The sequence below is a fragment of the Planktotalea sp. genome, from assembly GCF_039984035.1.
Lineage (GTDB): Bacteria > Pseudomonadota > Alphaproteobacteria > Rhodobacterales > Rhodobacteraceae > Planktotalea.
Genome location: NZ_JBDWVM010000162.1, coordinates 1 through 1,430, shown reverse-complemented (window position 1 = coordinate 1,430; position 1,430 = coordinate 1). Strand labels below are relative to the sequence as shown.

The window sequence follows — 1,430 nt, the reverse complement described above, 5'->3', positions numbered from 1 at the left end:
AATGATGCGGGTGCTGCTGATACCGTCGCCGTTGGTGTAGCTGATCTGAAGCTTTTGCTCGTCGCGGATGGCTTGGCGGATGTCGGATAGATCGACGTTGCTTGGCTCCTCACTACCCCAAGTTGACGCGAAGAGCGTATGGCTGAGTTGCGTGGCATCTGAGAGCTTTTGAGCCGCGCTGCGTGCGGCGCGTTTGAGGCCTTTGTCGCCTGTGCGCGCGATCATGGCGAGGCCGACGGTGATGGCTTCGGCCTCTTCAATGTTGAAGTTCACGGGCGGCAGATCAAAGCCTTTGCGCATGACGTAACCGATGCCTGCTTCGCCCTCTATCGGCACGCGCGAGGCCTGAAGCGAGGCAATATCGCGGTAAATGGTTCGCGGTGTCACTTCTAATTCAGCGGCGATGCGCTGCGCCGTGATGGGGCCTTCTGCATTTCTGAGAAGCTGGATAATTTCAAACATCCGCACGGAGCGCGCCATAGTGAGTGTCCTTTGGTTGAATGTGACCATAGCACAGACTGCTGACAGATACATGTCAGTAGGGGTGTGTTAGCTGGGTGTGGAATTCTTTTTGAGAAAGCCCTCACTTGCATGACTGATACTTTTCAAACGCGGCGCGTTGGCGTGATTATTTTGCTGCTGTCTGCGGTGACGTTCAGCTGCGCGGGGATCTTCACCAAAGCGGTAAGCGCTGATGCGTGGAGCGTAATTTTCTGGCGGGGTTTAAGCAGTGCGATTTTCGCGTTGGTTTTTCTCGCGCTGCGTTCAAAGGTGCGCGAAGAGTGGGCGTGGTTTGGCTGGCCTGCGGTCATCGCGACTGTGTTGATGGCCTCGGGTACCGCGGCGTTTATTCCCGCCTTTAAGCTGACATCGGTCGCGAATGTTGCATTGATCTGGGCGACTGCGCCGTTTGTGACAGCTTTCCTTGCGTGGCTCGCCATTCGGGAACGTCCTGAGCGGATTGTTGTTCTGTGCAGTGGCTTTGCCTTGATCGGCGTTGCAATCACGGTAAGCGGATCATTTGGCTCCTCGACCCTAATGGGTGATTTGCTTGCTTTTTGGATGACCTTGATGATGGCGTTGACGATGGTTCTGTATCGTATGTGGCCTGACACGCCGACGGTGTTGCCGACTGCGTTTTCGTCCTTGGTGTTGCTGGTGCCTGCTTGGCTTTTGAGCGAGCCTTTGCATGTGACACAGATCGAAGTTGGTGTTTTGATTGTCTTCGGTTTGGTCTTTGCCGTCGCGGCGATTGCGCTGGTGGAAGGGGCGCGGCGCGTGCCAGCGGCGCAGGCGGCGTTGATCAGTATTCTCGAAACGCCCTTAGCCCCGATTTGGGCGCTCTTGATCCTGAGCGAAGTTCCAAGTTTTGAGGCTCTCATTGGCGGCGTTATCATTATCGTCGCGGTCTTTATTTCGCAGGTTCGTAC

The 1,430-nt window shown here is 55.7% G+C and carries 2 protein-coding genes; one reads left to right on the top strand and one right to left on the bottom strand.

Features of this window, described 5'->3' with window-relative positions; all coding sequences use genetic code 11:
• A partial coding sequence (locus ABJQ89_RS07355; protein WP_348495607.1) for a YafY family protein occupies positions 1-480 on the bottom strand: 480 nt, incomplete at its 3' end.
• Positions 481-591: 111 nt separating this feature from the next.
• On the opposite strand from ABJQ89_RS07355, the gene ABJQ89_RS07350 reads away from it, so the two are divergent.
• On the top strand, positions 592-1,430 hold an 839-nt coding region (locus tag ABJQ89_RS07350), incomplete at its 3' end, for a DMT family transporter (protein ID WP_348495606.1).